Origin of the sequence: Mycolicibacterium vaccae NBRC 14118 = CIP 105934, from assembly GCF_001552715.1 — a bacterium.
Lineage (GTDB): Bacteria > Actinomycetota > Actinomycetes > Mycobacteriales > Mycobacteriaceae > Mycobacterium > Mycobacterium vaccae.
The window spans coordinates 1-2,915 of record NZ_BCRS01000296.1 but is presented as its reverse complement, the minus strand read 5'-3'; the positions used below and the strand labels follow the sequence as shown (position 1 = coordinate 2,915).

6 protein-coding genes are annotated in these 2,915 nt (G+C 69.9%); 4 read left to right on the top strand and 2 right to left on the bottom strand.

Features of this window, described 5'->3' with window-relative positions; all coding sequences use genetic code 11:
• Positions 1 to 490, top strand: a 490-nt coding sequence (locus MVA01S_RS29345; RefSeq protein WP_435405984.1) for an Rv1157c family protein, incomplete at its 5' end; no start/stop codon positions are given.
• Between the two features lie 74 nt (positions 491 to 564).
• Here the strand turns inward: MVA01S_RS29345 and MVA01S_RS30680 are convergent.
• The gene (locus MVA01S_RS30680; protein WP_003931178.1) at positions 565 to 711 is read right to left on the bottom strand and encodes a DUF1059 domain-containing protein; all 147 of its coding nucleotides are present in this window, start codon (positions 709 to 711) and stop codon (positions 565 to 567) included.
• Positions 712 to 761: 50 nt separating this feature from the next.
• Between MVA01S_RS30680 and MVA01S_RS29340 the strand changes: the two genes are divergently transcribed.
• Both MVA01S_RS29340 and MVA01S_RS29335 read left to right on the top strand, forming a co-directional pair.
• Positions 762 to 1,427, top strand: a complete 666-nt coding sequence (locus tag MVA01S_RS29340) for a nitroreductase family protein (RefSeq protein ID WP_003931177.1) — start codon at positions 762 to 764, stop codon at positions 1,425 to 1,427.
• Between the two features lie 25 nt (positions 1,428 to 1,452).
• Complete coding sequence (locus MVA01S_RS29335) at positions 1,453 to 1,836, top strand: recombinase family protein (protein WP_003931176.1); 384 nt, start codon at positions 1,453 to 1,455, stop codon at positions 1,834 to 1,836.
• On the opposite strand, the gene MVA01S_RS29330 is transcribed toward MVA01S_RS29335, so the two are convergent.
• On the bottom strand, positions 1,826 to 2,419 hold the full coding sequence (locus tag MVA01S_RS29330; protein ID WP_003931175.1) for an HhH-GPD-type base excision DNA repair protein: 594 nt from the start codon (positions 2,417 to 2,419) through the stop codon (positions 1,826 to 1,828). The genes MVA01S_RS29335 and MVA01S_RS29330 overlap by 11 nt on opposite strands.
• Positions 2,420 to 2,574: 155 nt before the next feature.
• Here MVA01S_RS29330 and MVA01S_RS29325 point away from each other — a divergent pair, with 155 nt between their 5' ends.
• A complete protein-coding gene (locus MVA01S_RS29325; protein WP_040541538.1) occupies positions 2,575 to 2,871 on the top strand; it encodes a DUF732 domain-containing protein in 297 nt (98 codons plus the stop codon).
• Positions 2,872 to 2,915: the final 44 nt, after the last annotated feature.

Here is a 2,915-nt window from a genome sequence, read left to right as displayed (position 1 = left end):
GGGGCCCGCTCCCGCGCCTGCCCCGGAGGTCGCCACGCCCGTCGCGGCCGCACCCGGCGCAGCCCCCGGCCTGGGTCCGGACGCCCCGGTGACACAGGACTTCCTGTACCCGTCCATCAGCAACGGGTGCCTCGCCGACGGCGGCAACGTGCTGGCCACCGCGATCTCGGTGGCCGGCCCGGCGACGATCCCGCTGCCGGGTCCCGGCCCCGGTCAGACCGCGTACGTGTTCACCGCGATCGGCACCCCGGGTCCGGCGGCCGAGCAGAAGTTGCCGCTCAACGCGACGTGGGTGAATCTGACCACCGGCAAGTCCGGCAGCGTCACCCTCAAGCCGCGCCCGGACATGAACGCGAACGGGCCGACCACGCTGACCGCGATCGCCGACACCGGCTCGGGCAGCATCATGTCGACGATCTTCGGGCAGGTCACCACGACCGAGAAGCAGTGCCAGTTCATGCCGACGATCGGCTCGACCGTCGTCCCCTGACCCCCTGCGCCGGAATAGCATTCCTGGTCGTGATTCGCCCCGCGATCACGACCAGGAATGCTGTTCCGCGGTGATCAGTAGGCCATGAACAGAATCGCGTCGCGGTCGTAGTCGCGGCCCGGGTGCACCTCGGACAGGTGCTTCTGGGCCTTCTCCACGAGGTCGTCCTCGTCGTTGCCGGTGATCGCTTCGCCGCAGGGGCAGTTCAGGTGAGTCTTCATGGGTTCACAATGACACAGCCCCCGGCGCGCGATGAGACAAGATCGTCAACATGGAGTTGTACGACGTCATGCGCACCACCGGGGCCGTCCGGCAGTTCACCGGCGACCCGCTTCCCGACGACGTGCTGGCACGGATCCTGGACAACGCGAGGTTCGCCCCGAGCGGCGGCAACCGCCAGGGCCTGCACGTGATCGCGCTGCGCGACAAGGACACGCGCGCAGCGCTGGCCAGCCTCTGCGAGACCGGCGCCCGTCGCTACACCGCGCAGAAACGCAACGGTGAGGGACCGTGGAACCCGTTGCGGCCCATGCAGGTGAGCCCGGAACAGCTGGCCGCGACCGAGGTACCGGCCGAGATGACGGCGCCGCTGCTCACCTCCGCGGTGGTGCTCGTGGTGTGCGTCGACCTGAACGTGGTCGCCGCGCTGGATCAGGACCTCGACCGGGTCGGGCTGATCGCCGGGGCCTCGGTGTACCCGTTCGTGTGGAACGTCCTGCTCGCCGCACGCAACGAGGGCGTCGGCGGCGTCCTGACGACGATGGCCGTCGCCGAGGAGCCGCGCGTCAAGGAGCTGTTGGGCATCCCCGACGACCACGCGGTCGCCGCCGTGGTGCCGCTGGGCAGGCCGCAGCGCCAGATCACCAAGCTCACCCGCAAGCCGGTCGCGGAGTTCACCACGCGGGAGCGGTTCGACGGCGAGTCTCTGGTGACGTGAGCGCGCGCCGTGAGACCTTGGAACGGTGACGGTCACGCTGGGGTACGCCACCGCCGCGGCCGGAGACCTCGACGATCAACTCGCCGAGCTCGCCGCCGCGGGCGTGGACCCGCGCCGCATCTTCACCGACCGAACCGCCGGACCGGTGGACAAGATGCGGGCGGGCCTGGTGGCACTGCTCAGCTATGCCCGATCCGGCGACGTCGTCATGGTGGTGGCGATCGACCGGCTGGGCCGCTCGGCGGCGGAGGTGGCACAGACGGTTGCCGATCTCACCGGACGTGGAATCACGCTGCAGTGCCTGCGCGACGGGCTCGACACCGCGACCTCGACCGGACGCGTCGTCGCCCGGGTGCTGACGGACCTGGCCGCCCTCGACGTGCCGGGCCCGGCCCCCTCTAGGCCTTGACCGCCTTGACCGCCTTGGCTTCCTTGTTCTTGGCCTTGGCTTCCTTCTTGTAGGCGCGCACCTTCTGCAGCGTCCCGGGATCGGTCACGTCGGCCACCGACATGTGCGTGCCTGCCTTGCCGTAATCACCGGCCGCGGCGCGCCAGCCTTGCGGGGTGACGCCGTACTGCTTGCCCAGCAGCGCCAGGAAGATCTTGGCCTTCTGCTCACCGAATCCCGGCAGCGCCTTGAGCCTGCGCAGCACCTCGGCGCCATCGGCGCCGTCGGACCACAGCGCGGTCACGTCGCCGCCGTACTCGTCGACGATCACCTGCGCCAGGGCCTGGACCCGCTTGGCCATCGACCCCGGAAACCGGTGCACCGCAGGCGTTTGCGCGCACAGCTCGGCGAACTTGTCGGGGTCGTGGTCGGCGATCAGCTGCGCATCGAACCCGCCCATCCGGTCGGCGATCTTCTTCGGCCCGCCGAACGCCACCTCCATCGGGATCTGCTGGTCGAGAAGCATCCCGACCAGCAGCGCGAACGGGTTGTCCTCCAGCAGCGCGTCGGCCGCAGGCTCCTGAACCAACTGCAGTTTCGCCACGCGGCCAGTGTAGGACCACGCGAAACCGGGCAGGGCGCGACGCCGCTGCCGCACTGGCGGCGACGCCGGCCGGCAAACAACCGTTTCGAGTCCGGGACGGGACACGGTGTGCGAACGTAGAGCGCTACCGGTGGGATCACGGATGGGGGACGACGTTGAAGCGGGTAATCGCAACGGTGGGCGCGGCGGCGGTCCTCGCGCTCGCTACAGCAGGCACTGCGCACGCAATTCCAGACCAGGGCACGCCCGAGTTCGACGGCTACGTGCAGGGTCTGCAGCGCAATGGCTATGTCCTGAATCCGGACACGGCGTGGCGCGTGGCCCACCAGGCTTGCGTGGGCGGCATCCCAGGCTACATCGGTCTGGAGCTGGCCGCTCAAGGGGTTGTCGGCCCCGGCGCCCAGCAGCGGGTGATGGACGTCGCCCGCAAGTACGCCTGTCCCGTTCAATAGGCGCACGCTGCGACCCGACTCCTGCCGACAGGTCCCCGGCGGTC

Excerpts from the sequence above, each read along its gene's own strand:
- MVA01S_RS30680 (WP_003931178.1), bottom strand. The coding sequence starts at position 711 with ATGAAGACTCACCTGAACTGCCCCTGCGGCGAAGCGATCACCGGCAAC.
- MVA01S_RS29340 (WP_003931177.1), top strand. The coding sequence starts at position 762 with ATGGAGTTGTACGACGTCATGCGCACCACCGGGGCCGTCCGGCAGTTC.